Below are 23,126 nucleotides of genomic sequence, written 5' to 3' on the forward strand. Positions count from 1 at the left end.
CACAATGAGTTTGTTGACCCCGATGATGCGCACCAGTCCGCTGACCGCCTGGTTCAGCGACGCGCAGCGGGTGCAGGGGATGCTGGATTTTGAAGCCGCGCTGGCGCGCGCCCAGGTCGAATGCGGCCTGGTGCCGCAGGCGGCCCTGACCCCGATTCTTGAGACTTGCCGGCACGAAAACATCGATTTTGCCGCGCTGGGGCAGGCCGCCGCCAGCGCGGGAAATCTGGCGATCCCGCTGGTCAAACAGCTGACCGCGCGGGTCAGGGAACGGGATGAAGCGGCGGCGCGCTACCTTCACTGGGGGGCGACCAGCCAGGACGCTATCGATACCGGCTTTATCCTGCAGCTGCGCGGGGCGCTGGCGGAAACGGAGTCCCTGCTGCAGCGTCTGCTCGACGCGTTGGCCAGCCAGGCACAGCGATATCAGGATACGGTGATGCCGGGCCGGACCTGGATGCAGCACGCGCTACCGGTGACCTTTGGCCTTAAGCTTGCCGGGACGCTGGATGCGCTGCTGCGCTGGCAGACTCGCCTGCGGGAGATGCGCTCGCGGGTGCTGGCCCTGCAGTTTGGCGGCGCAGCGGGTACCCTGGACTCCCTTAAAACCCAGGCGCCGCAGGTCGCCATCGCGCTGGCGAAAACCCTCGACCTGCAGCTGCCGGACACACCCTGGCACAGTCAGCGTGACCGGCTGCTGGAGGTGGGAGCGTGGTACGCGGGGGTCTGCGGCACGCTGGGTAAATTCGCCAATGATTTTTCGCTGCTGATGCAAAGCGAAGTGGCGGAAGTGGCGGAGCCGGTCGCTGAAGGGCGCGGCGGGTCGTCCACCATGCCGCACAAACGCAATCCCATCGCCTGCGCCGCTATTTTGACCGCCGCCCAGCGTACGCCGGGGCTGGTGGCGACGCTATATACCGGGCAGATCCAGCAGCATGAGCGGGCGCTGGGCGGCTGGCAGGCGGAGTGGGAAACGCTGCCGGAGCTGATGACCCTCGTCGGCGGCGCGCTGGCGCAGAGCGAAGCGCTGGTGCGCGATATGCAGGTCTTCCCGCCTAAAATGCGCGCCGACCTTGAGATCACCCATGGCCTGATTATGGCGGAGGCCGTGACCCTGGCGCTGGCGGAGTTTATCGGCAAAGCCGATGCTCATCATCGCATTGAGGCGCTGTGTCGTCAGGCGCTGGATACGTCATGTTCGCTGCAGAGCGTACTGGAAAACGATCCGCAGGTCAGTGAACATCTCTCCGCCGACCGCTTAACCCAACTGCTGGATCCGACGACGGCGACCGGCAGCTCGGCACTCTTCGTGCGCCAGGTTGTGGCGCGCTATAAGGAACAACTTCATGAATGTTGATTATCAGATTGATGGGCCGCAAGACGCGCCGGTCATCGTGCTCTCCAACTCGCTGGGCACCACCCGGGCGATGTGGCAGCCGCAGCTTGAGGCGTTGACGCAGCATTTTCGCGTGCTGCGCTACGATACCCACGGTCATGGCGCCACGCGTAAAAACGGTAAAGTGACGCTGGCGCAGCTCGGCGAAGATGTGGTTGCGCTACTCGATCATCTTAATATTGCCAAAGCCTGGTTTTGCGGAATTTCTATGGGCGGTCTGACCGGTCTGTGGCTGGGACGCTTTGCTCCGGAACGTTTTTACGGGCTGGTCGTCGCCAACACCGCCGCGCGTATTGGCGACCAGGCAAGCTGGCTGTCGCGCGCCCGCGCGGTGCGTCAGGAAGGTATGGATGTTGTCGCCGCAGGCGCGGCGGATCGCTGGTTTACCCACGCGTTTCGTCAGAAGACGCCGGAAGTGGTGGCCGCGCTCTGTCACCAGTTGACCCATATCGATGCGGAAGGCTATGCGGCCTGCTGTGAAGCGCTGGCCGCCGCCGATCTGCGCGCAGAAGTCGCGCAGATCCCGATTCCGGTGCTGATTGTCGCCGGGGAAAGTGACCCTGTCACAACGGTGGCGGATGCCGATTTTCTGCATCAGCAGATCCCGGTCTCTGAAGTGGTTGTACTGGCGGCATCGCATCTATCGAATATCGAAGCGCCGAAAGCGTTTAGCTCGGCGCTGCTGGGTTTTGTTCAGGGGGAAAAGCATGGACGATAAGCAGCGTTATCAGCGGGGAATGGAGGTACGGCGCAAGGTGCTCGGCGATGCCCATGTCGATAAGACGCTGCAAAAGCTGACGCCGCTGAATGAAGAGTTCCAGGATTTCATTACCCGCTACGCCTGGGGAGAGACCTGGACCCGGCCGGGGCTCGATCACCATACTCGCAGCATGATCACCATCGCCATGCTGATCGCCCTGAACCGCGAAGCTGAGCTAAAAATGCACCTGCGCGCGGCGTTTAACAACGGCGTCACCCGCGATGAGCTAAAAGAGCTGATTATGCACTCCGCGCTCTACTGCGGCCTGCCCGCCGCCAACGCCACGATGCACCTGGCACAGCAGGTATTTGATGAGATGGATGCTGTTTAGCCGCCACCCGGCAGGTTTGTCGCTCATCTCAGGCCGTCATGCGACGGCCTTCGACAGTGACCCGCCGCCAGGGGCGGTTAATATCACCCTCTTTGCTGTGAACAGCCCGCGCACTGCTTATTCTGGATCTGTTGGAAGAAGTCATTGCCTTTGTCATCCACGAGGATAAACGCCGGGAAGTTTTCCACTTCGATTTTCCAGATGGCTTCCATCCCCAGTTCAGGATAGGCCACGCACTCCAGGCTCTTGATGCTCTGCTGCGCCAGCACCGCCGCCGGGCCGCCGATGCTGCCGAGGTAAAAACCGCCGTGCTTATGGCAGGCGTCGGTGACCTGCTGGCTACGGTTGCCTTTGGCCAGCATCACCATGCTTGCGCCGTGGGATTGCAGCAAATCGACGTAAGAGTCCATGCGGCCAGCGGTGGTGGGGCCAAGGGAGCCGGACGCATAGCCTTCCGGGGTTTTCGCCGGACCCGCGTAGTAGATCGGGTGATCTTTGACGTACTGCGGCAGTTCCTCACCGTTATCGATAAGTTCCTTCAGCTTCGCATGGGCGATATCGCGGGCCACAATAATGGTGCCGTTGAGGGTCAGACGCGTCGAGACCGGGTGGGCGGAAAGCTGGGCCAGAATCTCGCTCATCGGCTGATTAAGATTGATGCTGACGACCCTGCCTTCACCCTGCTGGCGCAGGTGTTCAGGGATATACTGTCCCGGGTTGCTCTCCAGTTTCTCAATCCAGATACCGTGGCGGTTGATTTTGGCTTTGATATTGCGATCCGCCGAGCAGGAGACGCCCATGCCCACCGGGCACGACGCGCCGTGGCGCGGCAGGCGGATGACGCGGATATCGTGGGCGAAGTATTTGCCGCCGAACTGCGCCCCAAGACCGAGGTTTTGCGCCTCCGCCAGCAGTTCCTGCTCCAGCTGAATATCGCGGAAGGCCTGACCGTGCTCGTTACCTTCGGTCGGCAGTTCGTCGTAATAGTGGGTAGAGGCCAGCTTAACCGTTTTTAGCGTCGCTTCTGCCGAGGTACCGCCAATCACAAAGGCGATATGGTACGGCGGGCAGGCGGCGGTTCCCAGGCTACGCATCTTCTCGACAAGGTAGTTTTTCAGCTTCGCCGGCGTAATTAACGCTTTGGTTTCCTGATACAGATAGGTTTTGTTGGCCGAGCCGCCGCCCTTGGCCATACAGAGGAATTTATATTCGTCGCCGTCGACGCTGTAGAGGTCGATCTGCGCGGGGAGGTTAGTCCCGGTATTAACCTCTTTGTACATATCCAGCGCAGCGTTCTGCGAATAGCGCAGGTTATCCTCGGTATAGGTGTTATAGACGCCGCGGGCGAGGGCCGCTTCATCGCCGCCGCCGGTCCACACGCGCTGGCCTTTCTTGCCCATAATAATCGCCGTGCCGGTATCCTGGCAGGTGGGCAGCACGCCTTTGGCGGCGATGTCAGAGTTGCGCAGGAACTGCAGCGCCACATACTTATCGTTATCGCTGGCTTCAGGGTCGAGAAGGATCTGCGCGACCTGTTTCTGGTGGGACACGCGCAGCATAAACGCCGCATCGTGGAAAGCCTGCTGCGCCAGTAGGGTAAGGGCCTGAGGGTCTACTTTGAGGATCTCCTGGCCTTCGAATTCGGCGATGGAGACGTGCTCTTTGCTAAGCAGATAGTATTCAGTCTTATCTTTTGCCAGCGGAAACGCTTCCTGATAGACAAACGGTTTAGTCGACATTGCTTTGCTCCCTAAGAGTAAAACCGCCGGGGTTCAGCCCGACGGTTATGAATCAGAACATCATGGACATCCACGGATAGCCAATCAGCAGCAGGGCGGCCAGGAAGATGGCGCCGAAAATCGTGCCGAGACGCCAGTAGTCTTTGGTCGGCAGATAGCCGCTGCCGTAGTAAATTGGGCTGGGGCCGGTGCCGTAAGGGGTGATGATCCCCATCACGCCGAGCGAGGTCACCATCAGCAGCACGAAGACCTGCATATTCATCCCCGGAATGGTGGAGGCGATAGTCAGCATCGCCGGCAGCAGTGCGGTGGTGTGCGCGGTGGTGCTGGCAAACAGATAGTGCAGCAGGTAGAACGCCAGCAGCAGGACGACGGTCGCGACGCCCGGGGAGATACCGCTCATCAGCGCGCCGCCCTCTTTACCCAGCCAGGCGATAAAACCGGTGGAGGAGAGGCCGTCGGCCAGCGCCACCAGAGTGGCGAACCAGGCAAAGGTATTCCACGCCGCTTTGTTGCTGGTGATATCGTTCCACGAGAGCACGCCGGTCCACAGCATCAGCACGATAACCAGCAGGGCGGCCAGCGCTGGTTCAATCCATTCGGCGGCGAAGATCCACATCATCAGCGCGAAGCAGACGAAGACCAGCAGCAGGATTTCATTGCGCGACAGGCGGCCCAGTTTTTCCAGCTCGCGGGCGGCCCACAGCGGCACTTCATCGTTGACCTTTACTTCCGGCGGGTAGAACCAGTAGGCCAGCAGCGGCATCGTCAGAATCAGCAGGATACCCAGCGGCAGGAAGGCGATAAACCAGGTGCCCCAGGAGATATTAATGCCGACGATGCTTTTCACCAGCGCCAGCGCCAGCAGGTTCGGCGCGAGCGCAGAGAGAAACATCGAACTGGTGATACAGGCGGCGGTGATCGCCACCCACATCAGGTAGGAGCCGATGCGGCGCGCGCTTGGGTCGTTAGGTTTAGAGCCGTACAGCGGCGGCAGGTTAGCGATAATCGGGTAGATGGTCCCGCCGCTGCGCGCGGTATTGGACGGCGTGAACGGCGCCAGCAGCAGGTCGGCGAAGGTAATGGCGTAGCCCAGCGTCAGGCTGCGGCGGCCGAGATATTTCACCAGAATCAGCGCCAGACGGCGGCCAAACTGGGTTTTATCGTAGCCGGCGGCAAACATGAAAGCACCGAAGATAAGCCATACGGTGGAGTTACCGAAACCGCTCACCGCCCATTTGAAGGAGGCGCCGGCAAGCTTAAAGTTCGGCGCGGCCAGCTGTTCAGGGCTAAAGAGTAGCCATTGGCTGCACAGGGCGATGACCACGACGCCGGTAATACCAATCACCGCGCCGGGCAGCGGTTCGAAGATCAGACCGACGATCACGCCGACGAAAATGGCAAAGTAGTGCCAGGCGTAAGGGGGGAGCCCTTCAGGCACCGGGACGAATAAGAGTAAAACGGCAACGATAATGGGCATCGCCATCATCAGCAGACGTTTATAAGCAGCATTTTTTGCTGCACCGGCAGGCGGTATGGTTGTCTTTTTCTCTTTCATAATGAGTATCTGCAAGTAGTTAAAAATAAGGTTTTGTCACCGGCTAACCGTCCGATTTCTTTAGCTTCGAAAGTTTCTTTAATTATTAATTGTCGGTTGTGGTTATTGCGCTGACCGTTATTTAACGCAGTTTACTGAGCGCTAAATTAAAATATTTGGTTATTTATATATTGCGCTTTCATGCGCCGTTGCAATTGATTGAGATCAAGAAAAGCGGGTTGTCAGACACTTTTTTATTATTGCGGATAACCCTGTTTAGTGAGGTGTTAATTTGTGGGAAATATGACTAAATGTTAAATTTTAATTGATTTGCATAATGAGTTTTAATTTTATCTATTTGAATTGTAATATTTTTATTTCCTTTTGCTTGAACTGGATGTGTTAACAATGGTTTCCGGTTTGTTATCGTTTATCTCTGTTGTGTGAATAAAATATTTTTAATTAATAATACAAAGGAGGTAATGATGTTATTGCTGGTATTAAATAGTTTTTTAACTAACGTAATTACTTTGGTAACTAAAAATAGCGTTATATTATTGGCATGACTTAAGGGATTGCTAAATACAAGTATAAATAATTCCGTCACCCAATTCTGAATTTTCAATATTTAAAATCTGGAGCGTCATGATGACCAGTAACCAACGAATTTTACACCCTTTTACTTTACCGAACGGCACCGAGCTAAAAAACCGCCTGTTGATGGCGCCGATGACCACCTGCACCGGTTATTTTGACGGTACCGTGACCAGTGAACTGGTGGAGTACTACCGCGCTCGCGCCGGCAGCATCGGCGCCATTATCGTTGAATGCTGCTTTATCGATGATTACGGTCTGGCGTTCCCCGGCGCTATCGGTATCGATAATGATGAGAAAGTGGCCGGTCTGGCGAAAATCGCCGCGGCGATCAAGGCCGAAGGCTCAAAAGCGATTCTGCAGATCTACCACGGCGGCCGGATGGTCGACCCGCAGCTTATCGGCGGACGCCAGCCGGTCGCCCCGAGCGCAATTGCCGCGCCGCGCGATGGCGCAGCCACGCCGCGTGCTCTGAGCGGGGAAGAAGTTGAAGGTATGATCGCGAAGTTTGGCGAAGGCGTACGCCGCGCCATTCAGGCCGGTTTTGACGGCGTCGAAATTCACGGCGCGAACACCTATCTGATCCAGCAGTTTTATTCACCAAACTCTAACCAGCGCGACGACGAGTGGGGCGGCAGCCGCGATAATCGCGCCAGGTTCCCGCTGGCGGTGCTCGACATCACCCACAAAATGGCCCGCCAGTACGCCGACGACGCCTTTATTATCGGCTACCGTTTCTCCCCGGAAGAGATGGAAGTCCCCGGCATCCGTTTTGCTGACACCATGTACCTGCTGGAAAAACTGGCCGCCCGCGGCGTGGACTATCTCCACTTCTCGGTTGGCGCCACGCTGCGCCCCTCTATCGTGGATACCAGCGATCCCACGCCGCTGATTGAAAAATACTGCGCCATGCGCTCTGAAACCCTGGCGCAGGTGCCGGTGATGGGCGTGGGCGGCGTGGTTAACGCGGCCGATGCCGGGCAGGGGCTGGATCACGGCTACGACCTGATGGCGGTGGGCCGCGCCTGTATCGCGTATCCTGACTGGACCGCGCGCATTGCCGCCGGCGAAGAGCTGGAACTATTTATTGACAGCACCCAGCGCGAAGCGCTGAACATTCCGGAACCGCTGTGGCGCTTCTCGCTGGTGGAGGCGATGATCCGCGATATGAGCATGGGCGACGCCAAATTCAAACCGGGGATGTTCGTCGAAACCGTTCAGGACGACGCCAACGAACTGGTGATCAACGTCAGCCTGGAAAACGACCGCATCGCCGATATCGCCCTGGCGGCGAGCCCGGTACAGACCATCGAGTTCACCACCAGCTTTGAAGAGATCCGCGAGCGGATCCTCAGCGCCAACACCCCGCATGTGGATGCGATTTCCGGCGCGACCAGCCAGAGCGAAGCGGTGAAAAAGGCGGTTTCCAAAGCGATGCTGAAGTCCAGTAAAGCGCTGGCCGCCGAAGAAGGCGCGGGCGATGCGGCGCCGAAAAGCTACGATGTGGTGGTGGTCGGCAGCGGCGGAGCCGGTCTGGCGGCGGCGATCCAGGCGCACGATGAAGGCGCGAGCGTTCTGATCGTTGAAAAAATGCCGACCATCGGCGGCAACACCATCCAAGCCTCTGCCGGGATGAACGCCGCAGAAACCCGCTTCCAGCGCGTAAAAGGCATCGAGGACAGCAAAGAGCTGTTCTACCAGGAAACGCTGAAAGGCGGCAAAAACAAAAACGACCCGCAGCTGCTGCGCCGCTTCGTGGAGAATGCGCCGGAAGCCATTGAGTGGCTGGCGCGTCGCGGCATTATGCTTAACGATATCACCACCACCGGCGGGATGAGCATCGACCGTACCCACCGTCCGCGCGACGGGTCGGCGGTCGGCGGCTACCTGATCAGCGGCCTGGTGCGTAATATCACCAAACGCGGTATCGATGTCCTGCTGGATACGTCGGTGGAAGAGATCCTGATGAGCGGCGATGAGGTCAGCGGCGTGCGCCTGCTCACCGATGAAAACGAATCGGTTGTGGTACAGACGAAGAGCATTGTGGTGGCCACCGGCGGCTTCAGCGCCAACAGCGCGATGGTGGTGAAATACCGCCCGGATCTGGCGGGTTTTGTGACCACCAACCATAAAGGGGCCACCGGCGGCGGTATCGCGCTGCTTGAACGCATCGGCGCGGGCACCGTGGATATGGGCGAAATCCAGATCCACCCGACCGTCGAGCAGCAAACCTCGTATCTGATTTCCGAATCGATTCGCGGCGGCGGGGCGATTCTGGTGAACCCGCAGGGCAACCGCTTCTTCAACGAAATGGAGACCCGCGATAAGGTCTCCGCCGCGATTATCGCGCTGCCTGAACACTTCGCGTATATCGTCTTTGACGAGCACGTGCGGGCGAAAAACAAAGCCGCCGACGAGTACATCGCCAAAGGTTTCGTCACCAGCGCCAGCTCGCCGCGCCAGCTGGCGGAGAAACTGGGGATGGATTACCATGCTTTCCTCAATACGCTGGAGCGCTACAACGGCTTCGTTGAAAAACAGCATGACGATGACTTTGGCCGTACCACCGCGCTGCGCGCGCCGATCAATGAAGGCCCTTACCACGCGATTTGTATCGCCCCGGGGGTTCACCACACGATGGGCGGCGTGACCGTTAACACCGATACCGCGGTGCTAAACGCCGGTCATCAGGTGATTGCGGGCGCTTTTGCCGCGGGCGAAGTGGTGGGCGGCATTCACGGCGGTAACCGCATCGGCGGCAACGCGGTGGCCGATATCATTATCTTCGGGACCCTCGCGGGCCATCAGGCGGCGAAACGCGCCAGAAGTTAAGCGTCAGCGACCCCCGCCGGGCTGGCAAATTGACGGCCCGGCTTCTTATCTCTCTGAGGAGGGCGATATGTCCGACAACCGCGTCTACAGCTACTCCGCCGTACTGATGGGGTCGCCCATTCTCCTCAAGCTCTACGTTCACGATGAACCGCTCGCCTCCCGCGTCTTTCAGCTGATTAAAGGCTATGAAGATCTTTTCACCGTTAACCGCGCGCAGTCCCAGGTGATGGATATCAACCATGCCGCCGGGCGGCATCCGGTGACGGTGAGCCGCCCGGTGTATGCGCTGATTAAATGCGCCAAAGCCGCTAGCATGGTACGGGACAGCGCCTTTAACCTGGCGATCGGTCCGCTGGTGAAGCTGTGGCGCATCGGCTTCCAGGGGCAGAGCGTGCCCGCCGCACAGGACATTGCCGCTCGCCTGACGTTAACGCGTCCGCAGGATGTGATCCTCGATGACGCCGCCGGCAGCGTCTATCTTGCCCGCGCGGGAATGGAGATTGACCTGGGGGCCATCGCGAAAGGCTATATCGCCGACCGGGTGCGCGATTATTTGCGGCAACAGGGCGTGAGCGCCGCGCTGATTAATCTCGGCGGCAACGTCCACACGCTGGGCGAATGGTCTATCGGGTTGAAAAAACCGTACTCGGCGGCGGATGCGCTGATTGGCAGCATTGCGGTGGCGGGGCAATCGGTGGTGACCTCGGGCATTTACGAACGCTACTTCGAGCAGGACGGCAAACGCTGGCACCATATTCTCGACCCGCGCAGCGGCTACCCGCTGGATAACGAGCTGGAAAGCGTAACGATTATTTCCGCCGACTCGCTGGACGGCGATATCTGGACCACCCTGATCTACGGCCTCGGCGTAGAGAAGGGATGCGCGGCGCTGCGCCAGCGCGAGGATATCGAAGCGATTTTCGTCACCAAAAACCGCGACGTTATCCTCTCTTCACAGCGCCGTTTCCGCTTTCAACTGCTGGATGACGGCTACCGGCTTACTGGCTGTACTGCTTAAGCAGGCCGTACTGCTCGGCTATCAGGTGGTAGCGATACACCGGGCGTCCGGTGGCGCCATAGTGAATGCTGGTATAAAGAATGTTAATTTGCGCCAGCCAAATCAGGTATTTACGGCATGATACCCGGGATATATTTACCGCTGCCGCCAGCTCGTCGGTGGAGAACTCCACATCCGGATGGGCATCAATCCACTGACAGAGGGTACGCAGCGTCTGCGGCGTCAGGCCTTTTGGTAACTTGCGCGAATCGGCGGCTTCCGGCACGCCGCCGTGGAGCAGCCGGTCGACGTCCGCTTGTTCATAATAGGGTTGACCGGTCATCAACTTGCGTTTTTCGCGCCAGGCGGTCAGCGCCTCTTCAAAACGCGGAAACTGGAAGGGTTTGATCAGATAGTCCACCACGCCGTAGCGCATGGAAGCCTGAACCGTCGCGGCGTCGGCGGCAGAGGTAATCATTATCACGTCGATAGCCCGCCCGGAAGCGCGAATGGCGGGCAGCAGATCGAGACCGCTATCCTGCTGCATGTAGACATCCAGCAGCACCAGATCGATCTCCAGATCCTTGTCGTTAACCATCTCCCTGGCTTTACTCAGCGTCGACGCCGTGCCGCTGCAGCGGAAGCCGCTGACTCGCCCCACGTACAGGCGGTTCAGTTCGGCAACCATGGCATCATCGTCAACAATTAATACATTTATCACGCACTTTTCCTTTTACTGTCCCACGGGAGATGAACGAAAAATTGGGTAAACACGCCGGGTTCGGATTCTACGGCCAGCGATCCGCCGAGTTCGCGAAGCTGCTGGCTGGCGAGAAACAGCCCGACGCCGCGGTTTTCGCCTTTAGTCGAGAAGCCCTTATTAAAAATATCATCGATAAAGGCTTCCGGGATACCGGGACCATCATCGCTGACTTCGCCGCTTAGCCAGCCGTTCTGATAGTGCAGCAGCAGGCTGACCTCGCCTTCGGCCTGCCCGCTCATGGCATCCAGCGCGTTCTCGATTAAATTGCCCAGCACCGTGACCAGCACGGTGATCTGTTTTTCATTCGGGCAGTCGGGCACCAGGCTCTCTTCGGCGAGGGTGAGGGTAAAACCCCGCTCCTTAGCGCGCTGAATTTTGCCGATCAAAAAGCCGGCCACCACCGGTGATTTAATCCGGTGCTGGATTTCGCCGATATCCGCCTGATAGGTGTGGGCGGTCTGCAGCACGTACTCCTCCAGCTTGTCGTAGCTTTTCATATTCAACAGGCCGAGAATCACGTGCAGCTTATTCATAAATTCATGCGACGTGGTGCGCAGGGCATCGACATAGTTCACCATCCCGTCGAGCCGCTGCAGCAGCTGGCTAACTTCGGTTTTGTCACGAAAGGTGCTGATCGCGCCGACCACGTCATCCTCGTCGCGAACGGGAACCGTGTTGCTGATCAGCAGCAGACCGTTGCACCCCAGCTCGCGATCGTAAATCGGCTCGCCGGTTTGCAGAACCTCCTGCAAATCCGCCAGCAGCGGCGTTTGCGCGATGTCGCTATCGGGGCCGCTGAACAGGATATCGCGCGCGGCGGGGTTAATCAGCGTCACCTGGCCGTCGGCGTCCACCGCCACCACGCCCTCTTTTAAAGAGTGCAGCATCGCCTGGCGCTGCTGGAACTGCGTTGAGATCTCCTGCGGCTCGAGGCCCAGCAGAACACGCTTCAGGCCGCGGACCAGGCTCCAGGTGCCGACGGCGCACACAACCGCGCTGAACAGCACGGTCAGGATCACGTCCCAGCGGCTGGCGGCGATCTGTGTATCCACTTTGCTCAGCGAAATGCCAATCGCCACCACGCCGATTTGCCGGCGGCTGTCGTCAAACACCGGGGTGAAGACCCGCAGCGCCGGAGCCAGCACGCCGTGGTTGACGGCGACGTTCTCCTTGCCCGCCAGCGTGGGCTGGATGTCCTCGCCGATAAAGGGTTTGCCGATAATCTGGCTATTGGGATGCGAGTAGCGAATACCGTCCATATTGGTGACGACGGCAAACAGCAGGCCATTGCGTCTGGCGACGGCCAGCGCCAGCGGCTGGATAATGCCGCTCTCCGGCGGCAGCGTCAGGCCGCGCTTGACTTCCGGGGCGTCGGCCAGCGTCCGCGCCACCGCCAGCGCCGTATCTTTGACGCCGTCGCGGGTTGCGCCGCTAATCTGCATAAACCACAGGGCATAGACCAGAATCAGTACTGAACCGATGACGCTGCCGATCATTAAGGTCACGGCGGTGCTCAGCTTCATACTCATTGCGCGTTTACGCGCGGGCGATGCCGGCTGCGCGAATTCATTCATACCCACCCCAGGACAAAACGTTTAGACAGGTATTATCGCTGAACCAGCACCTTTCATAAAGCCGTGTAATAAAAGCAAAATCAGCCTGATCGCCAAGCAGGCGGTCGCTATCTGCCGCCGACGGCCAGCAGATAGTCGATAAACGCCCGCAGCGGCGATGCCATTTGCCTACGGCTGGGGTAGTAAACGTAAAAACCGGGGAAAGCCGGGGTCCACTCTTTTAATCGCTGAACCAGCTGGCCCGTCGCCAGCCAGGGATCAACCTGATGGGCAAACTGATACGCAACGCCTGCGCCTGCGAGCGCCAATGGCGTCAGCATGGCCGGCTCATCGACCACGATGGGGCCTTTGACCGCAATCTCGCAGCTTTCGCCGTCGCGCTGAAACTCCCAGCGATACACGCTGGCGTCGCTTGGCCTTCGATAGGTCAGGCAGGGATGCTGCAGCAAATCCTGCGGTTTATGAAGCTGCGGCGCCTGCGCCAGGTAGCGCGGCGAGGCGACGACTTTCATTTCGAGGTCACCGCTCAGCCTGACGGCAACCATATCCTGATGGAGCTTTTCACCGAGACGAATTCCGGCATCGAAACCTGCCGAAACGATATCGACCAAAGCGTCATCAGTGACGATATCCAGCTCAATTTTGGGGTAGCGCTGCATAAAGCCGCCCAGTACCGGCGCCAGATAATGAATCGCGGCGATGCGCGAAACATTGAGGCGCAGGCGGCCCGCAGGCGCGCTGGCCGTCTGGGCATCGGTCACCGCGTCCTGGAGAGCCGCCAGCGCAGGGGCCAGCCGCTGCATCATGCGTTTACCGGCCTCGCTCGGCGCGACGCTGCGCGTGGTTCGGTGTAATAAACGTACGCCGATGCGCTCCTCAAGTCGGCGGATGGTTGCGCTTAAGGTGGAGGTCGTAACGCCGAGGTGCGCCGCCGCCCGGGTAAAGCTGCCTTGCTCAACGACCATCGCGAAGGCTTTTAATTCCGCAAAATCACTTCCCCGCATTATGGCGATTACCCCAAACAGTCTTGTTGATAATAGGCATATTATCAAATAGTCTCCCGCTGGTTACCATCCTGATGAATATCATTTAACGGACAGGGGAAACGACGATGGCGAGATTTAGCGCAAAAAGAGTTCTTATCACCGGCGCGACCAGCGGGATCGGGCTTGCCGGAGCACAGCGTATCGATCGCGAAGGCGGTTGGGTGATTGCTACCGGGCGCGATCCCCGGCGGCTGGCGCTGCTACGCCGACAGCTCTCGGATCGGGCCAGGGTCATCGACAACGATGCCAGCGATCCCCTGACCGGCGCGGCGCTGGCCGAGGAAATTCACGCCTCCGGCGGGCTTGATGGTCTGTGGCTCAATGCTGGATATGCCGCCGTTGGGGAGCTATCGCAGATTGATGCCGCGGCCTTTGATCACATGATGGCGACCAACGTGCGCGGGCCGGTTCTTCAGATGGCGGCGCTCGCCGGGAAGCTTAATCCGGGGGCCTCGGTGGTGGTGACGGCATCCACTTCCGCTTATGAGGGGGCCGCGGCGGCGAGCCTCTATTCGGCGACAAAAGGGGCGCTGATTTCATTAACCCGCTGCTGGGCATCGGCGTTAGGGGAAAAAAATATCCGCGTCAACGCCCTGGTTCCCGGTCCGATTGATACCGATTTTCGTCATTTTATGCGCGATGAGGCGCGCCGCGAGTTTGAAGCCTCGGTGGTCAGTCGCCTGGCGCTTCACCGTCAGGGGACGGCGGCTGAAGCGGCTGAAGTGGCGCTGTTTCTGCTTTCCGACGCGGCGTCATTCGTCAGCGGAGGCCAGTACGCCGTTGATGGCGGGCTGACCCTGCGCTAATTCATCCTTGACGTCTTAGCTTAACCTCGTCGCGCCTGTGGTTGGATAACGACCAATCGGCAGCTGAATGGCTTCAGGGGGGCGAAAACTGTGACTCCGGTGGCGGTAAAGCGCGTCGCTTAAGCTTTACACTGCCATTAATAGCCATGGTCAATGAAAGGGTTTGCCTCAGGCCTGCGCTTTCGTCCCAGAAGGTTCTTTCGCGTTTAAATGGAGGTTTTTATGAGCAGTAAGCCAACCGCTTCAATGATGGAACGACGCCACCCTGAAACCACCCATATTGATAGTCTTGCCACCCTCGATATGCTGACGCTGCTGCACAAGGATGATAAGCGGATTGCCGATGCCATTGAGGCCTGTTTGCCGGCGATCGCGCGCCTGATTGATAACGCGACGGCGACGCTCAGCCGGGGAGGGCGGCTGGTGATTGTGGGGGCCGGGGCATCGGGCCATGCCGCCGTGCAGGCGGTGAGTGAATTTACCCCGGAGGGAAAACATTCGCTGGTCGGGCTGATTGCCGGCGGGCCGACCGCCGCCCGCCAGGAGCGGGACGCCGCGGCGAATAACTACAACCTTGGGGCTTTTGAACTTCAGGCGCTGCAGTTCAGCAACCAGGATATGCTGCTGGCGCTGACGGTCAGCGGTAAAACGCCATGGGTCTGGGGCGCGATGCGCCACGCCTGGTCGCTGGGCGCGCCGATTGCGGTTGTGACGCAGCAGGCCGCGAGCGAAGCCGCGCAGCTGGCGGATATCATCATCGCCCCGCAAACCGGGCCGGAGGCGGTGGCGGGCTTTGGTAATCCGAAAGCGCAAATCGCGCAGCGGCAGATCCTTAACATGCTGACCACCGGGCTGGCGATTCGCGCGGGACGGGTATATCAAAATCTGCGGGTCGATCTGCAGGCCAGTACCCCGCACGAGGCCGAGCGGCAGATAGCCATCGTGATGGCGGCGACGGCGTGCTCGCGCAGCGAGGCCAAAGCCGCGCTGGCCAGCTGCAATCAGCACTGCCGGACGGCGATATTCATGTTACTCAGCGGGCTGGATGCCTGGCAGGCGCGCGAGCGGCTGGCAGAGCATAACGACCATCTGCGGATTGCGCTGCGCGCGGCGCAGACGGTCGCCTGAATGAACGCACCCGGCGCGTATTCGCGCCGGGTGATAATTTAATTCGCCTATAGCGCTGGCGTTATTCCCCACCTTTTATCCTTTTATTTTTTTATTCCTGCGCGGGTAAATCGCTATTGCTTTCCCTATTCTCCATGTCGGCGTTGTTTTTGCTTTTTTAAGTTAAAAAACCAGGTTAATGGTAATTAGCTATGTGTGCGGAAGTGTAAATGATATTTTAAAATAAAGTAAAAGTGCGTTAATATGTCCGCTCTTATTACACTTGTGCTATGTGATATTTCTATTATGCCTGCAATTAAAAATACGATTATATCTATGACCGCATTAGCGATGTTCGTCAGTACGGCGACTTTCGCAAATGACGATACCTCGAAAAAAACCGATTTCCTGCTGATTGGCGGCGGCATTATGAGCGCGTCGCTGGGGACCTGGCTGCATGAACTCCAGCCGGACTGGAAGCAGGTCATGGTTGAGAAGCTGGATGGCGTCGCGCTGGAGTCCTCTAACGGCTGGAACAACGCCGGTACCGGACACTCGGCGAATATGGAGCTGAACTATACGCCGGAACGCCCGGACGGCACCATCGACGTCAGCAAAGCGCTGGATATTAACGAACAGTTTATGATCTCCCGCCAGTTCTGGACGGCGCAGGTCAAACGCGGCATTTTGCACGATCCGCACTCCTTTATTAACTCCACCCCGCACATGAGTTTCGTCTGGGGAGATAACGTCGATTATCTGCAAAAACGCTACGCTGCGCTGCAGCAGACTACGTTATTCCAGGGGATGAAATTCTCTACCGACCACGCGCAAATAAAAGAGTGGGCGCCGCTGGTGATGGAAGGGCGCGATCCGCAGCAGCGCGTTGCGGCGACCTGGACCCCGGTGGGTACCGACGTTAACTATGGGGAAATAACCCGCCAGCTGATCGGTAGCCTGAAGAAAAATAACAACTTCACGCTGCAAACTTCTTCAGAAGTCACCGATTTTAAACGCAACGCCGATAATTCCTGGCACGTCACGATTAAAAACGTGAATAGCGGCGAGGAGCAGGCGATCGATGCGAAATACGTATTTATCGGCGCCGGCGGCGGCGCGCTGAAATTACTGCAAAAAACGGGTATTCCGGAAGCGGATAATTACGCCGGCTTCCCGGTAGGCGGTTCCTTCCTGATGACCGAAAACCCGGCGGTGACCAAAGCGCACCAGCAAAAAGTTTACGGTCAGGCCTCGGTGGGCGCGCCGCCGATGTCGGTTCCGCACCTTGATGCCCGTTTCCTCGACGGCAAGCGCGTGGTGCTGTTTGGGCCATTCGCCACTTTCTCGACCAAATTCCTGAAAAACGGTTCGTTCCTCGACCTGCTGAGCACCACCACCACCGATAACGTGCTGCCGATGACCCACGTGGGTCTGGACAACTTCGATCTGGTGAAATACCTCATCAGCCAGGTGATGCTGAGCGACGACGATCGTTTTGCGGCGCTGAAAGAGTATTACCCAAGCGCGCGTAAAGAGGACTGGAAGCTGATTCAGGCCGGTCAGCGCGTACAGATCATCAAAAAAGACGCAGAGAAGGGCGGCGTGCTGAAGCTGGGCACCGAAGTGGTGGTCGACGAGCAGAAAACCATCTCCGCGCTGCTGGGCGCTTCGCCGGGGGCTTCTACCGCCGCGCCGATTACCCTGAACGTGATTAAGCAGATGTTCCCTAAGCAGTTTAATTCGGCGGAATGGCAGCGCCGTATTCACGATATCGTACCGAGCTACGGTCAGAAGCTGAACGGCAACGTCGCGCTGACCCAGCAGGTTTGGGATGACACCGCGGCCGCGCTGCAGCTGACCAAACCGCCGGTAATTGAGATGAACGCCACCGCGCCGGTGATGACCGCCAAACCGGCAGAGCCGAAGGCGGAAACGTCGCCGCAGCACGATATGGCGCTGTAAGCCCGCGCCGTTGACATTGCCCGGTGGCGGCTGATGCCTCACCGGGCCCACGGGCCTCCCTTCGCCGTCCCGGCGAAAACGATACATTGTCATTATCCCTCTCCTCGCGCTGATATCCCCCTTCCGGCTAATCCTTCATTCGTTAATTGCGGTTATACTGTCTTGAAATTACGAAAGAAAATGCAGGTGAAGACCGAAATGCGGAGCGCAGGGCAATGAAAGACGACATTAATCAGGACATCACCTTCCGCAAGCTGTCGGTATTTATGATGTTTATGGCTAAGGGCAATATCGCCAGAACCGCTGAAGCTATGCAGCTGAGCGGCGTCAGCGTTCACCGGGCGCTGCATACCCTGGAAGAGGGCGTCGGCTGTCCGCTGTTTATTCATAAAGGGCGCAATCTGCTGCCGCTGCCGGCGGCGTGGACGCTGCTGGAGTACTGCCAGGATGTGATGAGCCTGATGACCCGCGGGCTGGAGGCGACGCGCAAAGTAGCCGGCGTCGGGCAGGGGCGGCTGCGGATCGGTACGCTGTACTCGCTGACCCTTGAAACCGTGCCGCGCATTATTATGGGCATGAAGCTGCGTCGTCCGGAACTGGAGCTCGATCTCACCATGGGCTCCAATCAGATGCTGCTGGATATGCTCGAAGATGACGCGCTCGATGCGATCCTGATCGCCACCAATGAAGGTGAATTCAATAATTCGGCGTTTGATGTGGTCCCGCTGTTTGAGGATGATATCTTCCTCGCCGCTCCGGCGACGGAGCAGCTCGATACCACCGCCCCCGCCGAGCTACGCGATTACGCCCGGCGTAAGTTCGTTTCGCTGGCGGAAGGTTTCGCCACCTATGCCGGATTTCAGGACGCTTTTCAGGTGGCCGGATTTGAGCCTGAAATCGTCACCCGAGTGAATGATATCTTTTCGATGATTAGCCTGGTGCAGGCGGGGGTAGGCTTTGCCCTGCTGCCGGGCCGCATGAAAAAGGTCTATGAAAACGATGTTCAGCTGCTGAAGCTGGCGGAGCCGTATCAGATGCGCCAGCTGATCTCCATTGTCTACTCGCACCATCGCGAGCGCGACGCCGACCTGCTGGCGCTGGCGGCTGAAGGGCGGATGTACGCCCGCAGCCTCAGCCGTTAAGCCGGTTCGCCAGGTGACGGGCGACGTCGATACCGCTGCGCTCCAGCGAAATGCACTCTCCCTGCCAGCCCGCCTGGCGGGTGAGGCAGGTCAGCACGCCGCCGGGGGGCATCTCGATCGCCAGCCGCGCGTCCCGTTCATCGGCGGCGATCGTGGCCTCCTGCCAGCGCACGGTTCGCGCCATATTCAGCGCCAGATCGTCGGCTATTCGCAACGGGTCCCATAACACGCGCGCCGTGGAGCCGCTCAGATACGCGCAGCGCGGTCGTTGCAGCGTGACGTCAGAGAAGGCTTTTGCCAGCTTAGCCGCCGGTTCATTCAGCAGCGCGCAGTGGGAAGGGACGCTAACCGCCAGCCGCTGAGCTTTACTGGCCCCAGCCGCCAGCGCCAGCTGGGCCACGCGCGCCATCTCGTCGTCGCGGCCGGCAATCACAATCTGCGTTTCAGCGTTAAGGTTGGCGATATAGAGGTCGCTGTCGGCAATCAGCTGTTCCACGCGGTCGAGCGTCAGGCCCATAATGGCGGTGAGCCCGTAGCCGTGGGGATAAGCCTGCTCCATTAAATCGCCGCGTAGCGCCACCAGCCGCAGGGCGTCGCTAAACGCCAGCGCATCGGCAATCACCGCCGCCGGGAAAGCCCCAATCGACAGGCCGCTGACCATGTCCGGATTCACTCCGTGACGCCGCAGTTCTCGCGCCCAGGCGACGCCTGCGATCAGCAGGCACAGCTGCACCGCGCGCGTGTGTTTTAACGCGGCGGCGCTATCTAAATGGTCTACTTCTTCGCCGAGCACGGTCCGCGCTTCGGCGAGAATATTCTGGCGGTCGGGAAGGTCGGCCAGCATATCAGGCCGCTGGTTTCCCTGACCGGGAAAGGTAAAGAGAATTTTCATGCTTCCTCCCTGTTCCACGGCGACGCGGTCAGGCGCGCGCCGCGGGACGTTTTCAGCAGGACGCGGCCATCGCGCAGCCACTCATTTAGCGCAAACGCCCCGACGGGCGTTTCGACCTGGGTATCCGCCCGGCACGGCAGCTGCGCGACGCGGGACTGCCAGGCGAGCAGCGCCTCGCGGGGAAGCGGCAGCGGCGCGCGGATCAGCAGATCGAGATCGCTGGCGGCGTGCAGCACGGGAATTTCGGTGGCCAGCGCGTAGCCGGTACCGCCGGTAATGCCCCAGCGCCACGGCCAGGGATGTAAGGTCAGTGATATCGCCGCCTGAACCGGCGGCTGAGAGACAAACGGCGAGCGCAGGAGCAGCTGGCGGTCGGCGAGGGCTTCCGGGCTGACGGTACGGACGATATTTTCCCTCTGTACCCAGCCTGCGGCCCGCTGCTCGCGTTTCATACCCCGTACGCCCACCGGAACGCGGGCGTCGGCGTCAACGTCGCGTCGTACCACCACCGGCAGGCTAATACGCCAGTGCTGTGCGACCCAGGGCTCCTCAATCGCCTCCAGCGCGGCGGCATTATTCAACCAGATTAAATCGTGAGGACGCGGCGTTGATGACATCGTTAGATCCCTGACGTTAAAGTGATAAACAGCGGCAGCGACAGGATACACAGAACCGAGCTTAACAGCAGCACCGCTTCCGCATCCGGCGACTGCACGCCAAAGCGGTTGCCGAAGACCACGCCGAAGAAACCGGCCGCGAGGGCAATCATCAGAATCGCGGTAATGGCGATTGAACCGTGCAGCCCCAGCAGCATCACCAGACCCCAGGCGATAAACGGCTGCACCAGCAGTTTAACCACGGTAGAGGTGGCAATCAGCGTATTGAGCTGCAGCTTGCGCGCTGACAGGATTACCCCGGTGAGGAACAGCGCCGCGGCGGTCGCCGCCAGGCCCAGCGGCTTGATAGCGGCCAGCAGCAGATCCGGCATTTTGATACCGATCGCCGAGAGCACAACCCCCAGCAGCGGACCCCAGACAATCGGTTTTTTCACCGAACGCCACATCAGTACCGGCAGCATCGCCAGCGTCGAACCGCTGTTCTCTCCGGCGGCGAGCGCTTTTTCACGCTCCAGAATCAGCAGGCAGAACGGCGTCATCAGTACCGAGCCGCAGGCGATGGAAACGGCCACGGAGAGGGAGGTTGACGCGCCTTCGCCGAGCACGCTGCCCAGAATCGGCAGGCCAAGGGCGGCGTAGTTCGGCAGCGCGACGGTCAGGGTTAGCACGGCGGCATCCTGCGGCGAGCGCTTGAAGACGCGGGTGGCGAGGAAGTAGATAGCCGCATAGGTAATCCACATCGCTCCGGTGAGCACCAGCACCAGCGGCGATTGCGCGACAATACCGCTCCACGGCGTTTGCACCGTGGCGCTAAACAGCGTCGCGGGCAGGGCGAAATCCATTACGAAAATGTTGAGTAACGAGACGTTTTTGTTATCGACCATTTTGGCCTTACCGGCCCAGAAGCCCAGCAGCATAATGACAAAAATCGGCGCGAGGGCATGAATAATCACATAAGTCATAAATCACCTGTTAATAAAATAGAGTACTGGCGCGATTGTTATAATTTCTAAAAGCGGTCTCTTCCTGAGGCACGCAATCGGTGCCTCAGGCGGCCGCTTCCGGCAGGTTTTCTTCTACTTAGGGACTGACTACCAGCTGGCGCGCATGCGATCGCGCACCTGTTGGGAACTACGGCGGTTCGCCGCGCCAAGGCGGCACTTCAGCGAGGCATCCCGGCGGGCGTCAGCGATGGCGTCGCGCAGGGTGTCGGTGACCAGCGTCAGATCGCGGGCGTCCGGCGCGTCAGGATTGCTGATATCCAGCAGGGCGGAGAGCAGGCCGAGCGTCGCGTAGTTGCTGACGTCATAGGCCATCGGCGGAATGGTGGCCGCCAGTTTCTCCAGCGCCTCAACGCTACGTAGCGTGATACGCGCGGCGGATTCTTTGCCCATGGCGTGCACCAGTACGCCGGCGTCGTTAAAGGCGATCAGGCGATTGGCCTGGTAGCCGTGGGCCAGAAACGCCCCGGACATCGCTTTGCCGACAATCAGGCCAATCACCGGATGCCCGGCAAGACGCGCCTTCGCATACGCGCCCGCCGCGCCGGCCAGCGCCTGATGAATACCAAAGGCTTCTTCACGACGGCCGTAGGCCTGGCTGGGTACATCAATGACCGCAATAATCGGGCGCTTTACCGTTTTATCCGCATCGGCGTCGATGGTTTCGTTGACCACTTTCGCCAGCGTCCAGCCTTCAAGCAGGCCGACTTCGCCGTTGGCGGCGCGCGGGTAATGGTTGTTAGCATCCGGCACCACGGCGATAAAGCGCGCGGTTTCACCGTTAAAATCGGCGTCGGCAACCTGCACCGAGGGGCACAGACCGGTCATTAGTGGGGCGTTCGGCGCCAGCTGGTTTAGCCATAGCGCGGCGCGATGAGTGAACTGGCTCATTATTTCTCCTCCCGGGCGAATAGCCGTTTGATCTGCGCGGTGTCCGCCTGCTGGCGGGTATCGAAGTGGGTCAAACGGGTCAGGAAATCCTCATATTTGTCGCTGCGATGCTGCGCGGGAACGCCTTTGGCAATGGCTTCGTTCATCGCGCTTTTCACCGCGTTAACGCCGTCGCCGACCAGGGCATCCACCAGGCCGCTGGCGTAGCGAATTTCGCCGCCGGTCATGCTCCAGATAAACGGACGGTCGCGGGAGTCGTACTCTTCAATCCCCGCCTCCTGTTCGATAACCTGCGGTCCGTTGAGCCCCAATCGCGCTTCGCGGGTGACAATCAGGTAACTGCACAGCGCCGCGGCGATGGACATCCCGCCGAAGCAGCCAACGGTACCGGCGACAATGCCGACCACCGGGGTATAACGGCGCAGGTCGACAATCGCGGCATGAATATCGGCGATGGCGGCAAGCCCCAGGTTGGCCTCCTGCAGGCGCACGCCGCCGGTTTCCAGGCACAGCACCGCCTGGGTAGGAATACCGTTGCGGTTATCTTCCGCCGCCAGCTCAAGGGCGGCGGCCATTTTCGCGCCGGAGACTTCGCCCATGCTGCCGCCCTGGAAGGTGCCTTCGATGGCGATAACCACCGCCGGCTGGCCGTTAATGGTGCCTTTCGCAACCACCATGCCGTCGTCGGACTGCGGGACGATGCCCTGCGCGCCCAGCCACGGCGACATGATGCCTTCGAACGGGTCCAGCAGTTCGCGATAGCTGCCGTCATCCAGCAGGAAACGGGCGCGTTCGCGGGCGCGGAGTTCAATAAAGCTGCGATCGTTACGCATGAGCCACCTCCTCAAATACCTGTTCAATGCGGATCCGCGCGACGCCGGGGGTGGCGCCAAAGTCGTGGATCACCAGATCTCCGCCGGGCAGACCGTTAATCAGGCTCAGCCGTTCGAACAGCGCGCTCCAGCGCGCCTGGCTGTTGTCCACGGAGGTGGTGATCTCCACATTGAGCGTATTGCTCTGCCCGGCGGTATAGAGCACTTCCATATCGCCGGAGCCTACTACGCCTGCCAGCGCTTTGCCGCTGAGGGCGCGGTTGGCAGGGAATGACAATTTAATCTGTTCCATAACATCCTCTGAAT

At 59.4% G+C, this 23,126-nt stretch carries 20 protein-coding genes; 9 read left to right on the plus strand and 11 right to left on the minus strand.

The window, feature by feature from the left end:
* Positions 1-4 precede the first annotated feature (4 nt).
* Genes CMQ96_RS02785 through pcaC form a run of 3 tightly spaced genes read left to right on the plus strand, consistent with a single transcriptional unit; the run spans position 5 to position 2,487 of the window.
* Positions 5-1,357 carry a 3-carboxy-cis,cis-muconate cycloisomerase gene (locus CMQ96_RS02785; protein WP_098065843.1) on the plus strand — a complete coding sequence of 451 codons (1,353 nt, stop codon included), beginning with the start codon at positions 5-7 and terminating at the stop codon, positions 1,355-1,357.
* Positions 1,347-2,114: a 3-oxoadipate enol-lactonase gene (pcaD, locus tag CMQ96_RS02790; protein WP_064371792.1), complete on the plus strand. Its 768-nt coding sequence runs from the start codon at positions 1,347-1,349 to the stop codon at positions 2,112-2,114. The genes CMQ96_RS02785 and pcaD overlap by 11 nt, the downstream gene beginning before the upstream one ends.
* The gene (gene pcaC / locus CMQ96_RS02795; RefSeq protein WP_004135574.1) at positions 2,104-2,487 is read left to right on the plus strand and encodes a 4-carboxymuconolactone decarboxylase; all 384 of its coding nucleotides are present in this window, start codon (positions 2,104-2,106) and stop codon (positions 2,485-2,487) included. The genes pcaD and pcaC overlap by 11 nt, the downstream gene beginning before the upstream one ends.
* Before the next feature lie 83 nt (positions 2,488-2,570).
* On the opposite strand, the gene fumA is transcribed toward pcaC, so the two are convergent.
* Entirely contained in the window at positions 2,571-4,226 is a 1,656-nt protein-coding gene (fumA, locus tag CMQ96_RS02800) for a class I fumarate hydratase FumA (protein ID WP_049088928.1), read from the minus strand.
* A gap of 52 nt (positions 4,227-4,278) precedes the next feature.
* Positions 4,279-5,784 (minus strand): anion permease, encoded by a 1,506-nt coding sequence (locus tag CMQ96_RS02805; RefSeq protein WP_024358016.1) that lies wholly within the window; start codon positions 5,782-5,784, stop codon positions 4,279-4,281.
* A 627-nt stretch (positions 5,785-6,411) separates the two neighbouring features.
* Between CMQ96_RS02805 and CMQ96_RS02815 the strand changes: the two genes are divergently transcribed.
* Both CMQ96_RS02815 and CMQ96_RS02820 read left to right on the plus strand, forming a co-directional pair.
* A complete protein-coding gene (locus CMQ96_RS02815) occupies positions 6,412-9,189 on the plus strand; it encodes a flavocytochrome c (RefSeq protein ID WP_098066097.1) in 2,778 nt (925 codons plus the stop codon).
* 67 nt (positions 9,190-9,256) lie between these two features.
* A complete protein-coding gene (locus tag CMQ96_RS02820) occupies positions 9,257-10,207 on the plus strand; it encodes an FAD:protein FMN transferase (protein WP_024358018.1) in 951 nt (316 codons plus the stop codon).
* Here the strand turns inward: CMQ96_RS02820 and dcuR are convergent.
* The 3 genes from dcuR to CMQ96_RS02835 all read right to left on the minus strand — a co-directional run bounded on the left by dcuR (position 10,188) and on the right by CMQ96_RS02835 (position 13,527).
* Complete coding sequence (gene dcuR, locus CMQ96_RS02825) at positions 10,188-10,907, minus strand: two-component system response regulator DcuR (RefSeq protein WP_004119659.1); 720 nt, start codon at positions 10,905-10,907, stop codon at positions 10,188-10,190. The two genes, CMQ96_RS02820 and dcuR, sit on opposite strands and share 20 nt — an antisense overlap.
* Positions 10,904-12,523 (minus strand): sensor histidine kinase, encoded by a 1,620-nt coding sequence (locus tag CMQ96_RS02830; protein WP_032711022.1) that lies wholly within the window; start codon positions 12,521-12,523, stop codon positions 10,904-10,906. The genes dcuR and CMQ96_RS02830 overlap by 4 nt, the downstream gene beginning before the upstream one ends.
* A 107-nt stretch (positions 12,524-12,630) precedes the next feature.
* On the minus strand, positions 12,631-13,527 hold the full coding sequence (locus CMQ96_RS02835; protein ID WP_098065847.1) for a LysR family transcriptional regulator: 897 nt from the start codon (positions 13,525-13,527) through the stop codon (positions 12,631-12,633).
* 107 nt (positions 13,528-13,634) lie between these two features.
* Between CMQ96_RS02835 and CMQ96_RS02840 the strand changes: the two genes are divergently transcribed.
* From CMQ96_RS02840 to CMQ96_RS02855, 4 genes are all read left to right on the plus strand, one after another.
* A complete protein-coding gene (locus CMQ96_RS02840; RefSeq protein ID WP_049088930.1) occupies positions 13,635-14,375 on the plus strand; it encodes an SDR family oxidoreductase in 741 nt (246 codons plus the stop codon).
* Positions 14,376-14,597: 222 nt separating this feature from the next.
* Positions 14,598-15,503 carry an N-acetylmuramic acid 6-phosphate etherase gene (locus CMQ96_RS02845; protein ID WP_082237099.1) on the plus strand — a complete coding sequence of 302 codons (906 nt, stop codon included), beginning with the start codon at positions 14,598-14,600 and terminating at the stop codon, positions 15,501-15,503.
* A gap of 285 nt (positions 15,504-15,788) precedes the next feature.
* Positions 15,789-17,444 (plus strand): malate dehydrogenase (quinone), encoded by a 1,656-nt coding sequence (gene mqo, locus CMQ96_RS02850; protein ID WP_098065849.1) that lies wholly within the window; start codon positions 15,789-15,791, stop codon positions 17,442-17,444.
* A gap of 215 nt (positions 17,445-17,659) precedes the next feature.
* On the plus strand, positions 17,660-18,586 hold the full coding sequence (locus tag CMQ96_RS02855; protein WP_004135593.1) for a LysR substrate-binding domain-containing protein: 927 nt from the start codon (positions 17,660-17,662) through the stop codon (positions 18,584-18,586).
* Here the strand turns inward: CMQ96_RS02855 and mdcH are convergent.
* The 6 genes from mdcH to mdcC all read right to left on the minus strand — a co-directional run bounded on the left by mdcH (position 18,576) and on the right by mdcC (position 23,112).
* Entirely contained in the window at positions 18,576-19,478 is a 903-nt protein-coding gene (gene mdcH / locus CMQ96_RS02860) for a malonate decarboxylase subunit epsilon (protein ID WP_064371788.1), read from the minus strand. The two genes, CMQ96_RS02855 and mdcH, sit on opposite strands and share 11 nt — an antisense overlap.
* The gene (locus CMQ96_RS02865) at positions 19,475-20,095 is read right to left on the minus strand and encodes a malonate decarboxylase holo-ACP synthase (protein WP_024358024.1); all 621 of its coding nucleotides are present in this window, start codon (positions 20,093-20,095) and stop codon (positions 19,475-19,477) included. Before CMQ96_RS02865 ends, mdcH begins: the two co-directional genes overlap by 4 nt.
* Before the next feature lie 2 nt (positions 20,096-20,097).
* Entirely contained in the window at positions 20,098-21,057 is a 960-nt protein-coding gene (locus CMQ96_RS02870; RefSeq protein WP_024358025.1) for an AEC family transporter, read from the minus strand.
* A 129-nt stretch (positions 21,058-21,186) separates the two neighbouring features.
* Positions 21,187-21,987 carry a biotin-independent malonate decarboxylase subunit gamma gene (gene mdcE, locus CMQ96_RS02875; RefSeq protein WP_049086383.1) on the minus strand — a complete coding sequence of 267 codons (801 nt, stop codon included), beginning with the start codon at positions 21,985-21,987 and terminating at the stop codon, positions 21,187-21,189.
* On the minus strand, positions 21,987-22,820 hold the full coding sequence (locus CMQ96_RS02880) for a biotin-independent malonate decarboxylase subunit beta (protein ID WP_024358027.1): 834 nt from the start codon (positions 22,818-22,820) through the stop codon (positions 21,987-21,989). The genes mdcE and CMQ96_RS02880 overlap by 1 nt, the downstream gene beginning before the upstream one ends.
* Positions 22,813-23,112, minus strand: coding sequence for a malonate decarboxylase acyl carrier protein (mdcC, locus tag CMQ96_RS02885; protein WP_004135606.1), 300 nt, complete (start codon positions 23,110-23,112; stop codon positions 22,813-22,815). The genes CMQ96_RS02880 and mdcC overlap by 8 nt, the downstream gene beginning before the upstream one ends.
* Positions 23,113-23,126 lie beyond the last annotated feature (14 nt).

The sequence above is a fragment of the Klebsiella sp. MBT K-1 genome, assembly GCF_002556465.1.
Taxonomy (GTDB): Bacteria; Pseudomonadota; Gammaproteobacteria; order Enterobacterales; family Enterobacteriaceae; genus Klebsiella; species Klebsiella grimontii.

What these genes read in the sequence shown, in the direction of transcription:
- CMQ96_RS02785 (WP_098065843.1), top strand. Translation starts at nt 5, where the DNA reads ATGAGTTTGTTGACCCCGATGATGCGCACCAGTCCGCTGACCGCCTGG.
- pcaD (WP_064371792.1), top strand. Translation starts at nt 1,347, where the DNA reads ATGAATGTTGATTATCAGATTGATGGGCCGCAAGACGCGCCGGTCATC.
- pcaC (WP_004135574.1), top strand. Translation starts at nt 2,104, where the DNA reads ATGGACGATAAGCAGCGTTATCAGCGGGGAATGGAGGTACGGCGCAAG.
- fumA (WP_049088928.1), bottom strand. Translation starts at nt 4,226, where the DNA reads ATGTCGACTAAACCGTTTGTCTATCAGGAAGCGTTTCCGCTGGCAAAA.
- CMQ96_RS02805 (WP_024358016.1), bottom strand. Translation starts at nt 5,784, where the DNA reads ATGAAAGAGAAAAAGACAACCATACCGCCTGCCGGTGCAGCAAAAAAT.
- CMQ96_RS02815 (WP_098066097.1), top strand. Translation starts at nt 6,412, where the DNA reads ATGACCAGTAACCAACGAATTTTACACCCTTTTACTTTACCGAACGGC.
- CMQ96_RS02820 (WP_024358018.1), top strand. Translation starts at nt 9,257, where the DNA reads ATGTCCGACAACCGCGTCTACAGCTACTCCGCCGTACTGATGGGGTCG.
- CMQ96_RS02830 (WP_032711022.1), bottom strand. Translation starts at nt 12,523, where the DNA reads ATGAATGAATTCGCGCAGCCGGCATCGCCCGCGCGTAAACGCGCAATG.
- CMQ96_RS02835 (WP_098065847.1), bottom strand. Translation starts at nt 13,527, where the DNA reads ATGCGGGGAAGTGATTTTGCGGAATTAAAAGCCTTCGCGATGGTCGTT.
- CMQ96_RS02840 (WP_049088930.1), top strand. Translation starts at nt 13,635, where the DNA reads ATGGCGAGATTTAGCGCAAAAAGAGTTCTTATCACCGGCGCGACCAGC.
- CMQ96_RS02845 (WP_082237099.1), top strand. Translation starts at nt 14,598, where the DNA reads ATGAGCAGTAAGCCAACCGCTTCAATGATGGAACGACGCCACCCTGAA.
- mqo (WP_098065849.1), top strand. Translation starts at nt 15,789, where the DNA reads ATGCCTGCAATTAAAAATACGATTATATCTATGACCGCATTAGCGATG.
- CMQ96_RS02855 (WP_004135593.1), top strand. Translation starts at nt 17,660, where the DNA reads ATGAAAGACGACATTAATCAGGACATCACCTTCCGCAAGCTGTCGGTA.
- mdcH (WP_064371788.1), bottom strand. Translation starts at nt 19,478, where the DNA reads ATGAAAATTCTCTTTACCTTTCCCGGTCAGGGAAACCAGCGGCCTGAT.
- CMQ96_RS02865 (WP_024358024.1), bottom strand. Translation starts at nt 20,095, where the DNA reads ATGTCATCAACGCCGCGTCCTCACGATTTAATCTGGTTGAATAATGCC.
- CMQ96_RS02870 (WP_024358025.1), bottom strand. Translation starts at nt 21,057, where the DNA reads ATGACTTATGTGATTATTCATGCCCTCGCGCCGATTTTTGTCATTATG.
- mdcE (WP_049086383.1), bottom strand. Translation starts at nt 21,987, where the DNA reads ATGAGCCAGTTCACTCATCGCGCCGCGCTATGGCTAAACCAGCTGGCG.
- CMQ96_RS02880 (WP_024358027.1), bottom strand. Translation starts at nt 22,820, where the DNA reads ATGCGTAACGATCGCAGCTTTATTGAACTCCGCGCCCGCGAACGCGCC.
- mdcC (WP_004135606.1), bottom strand. Translation starts at nt 23,112, where the DNA reads ATGGAACAGATTAAATTGTCATTCCCTGCCAACCGCGCCCTCAGCGGC.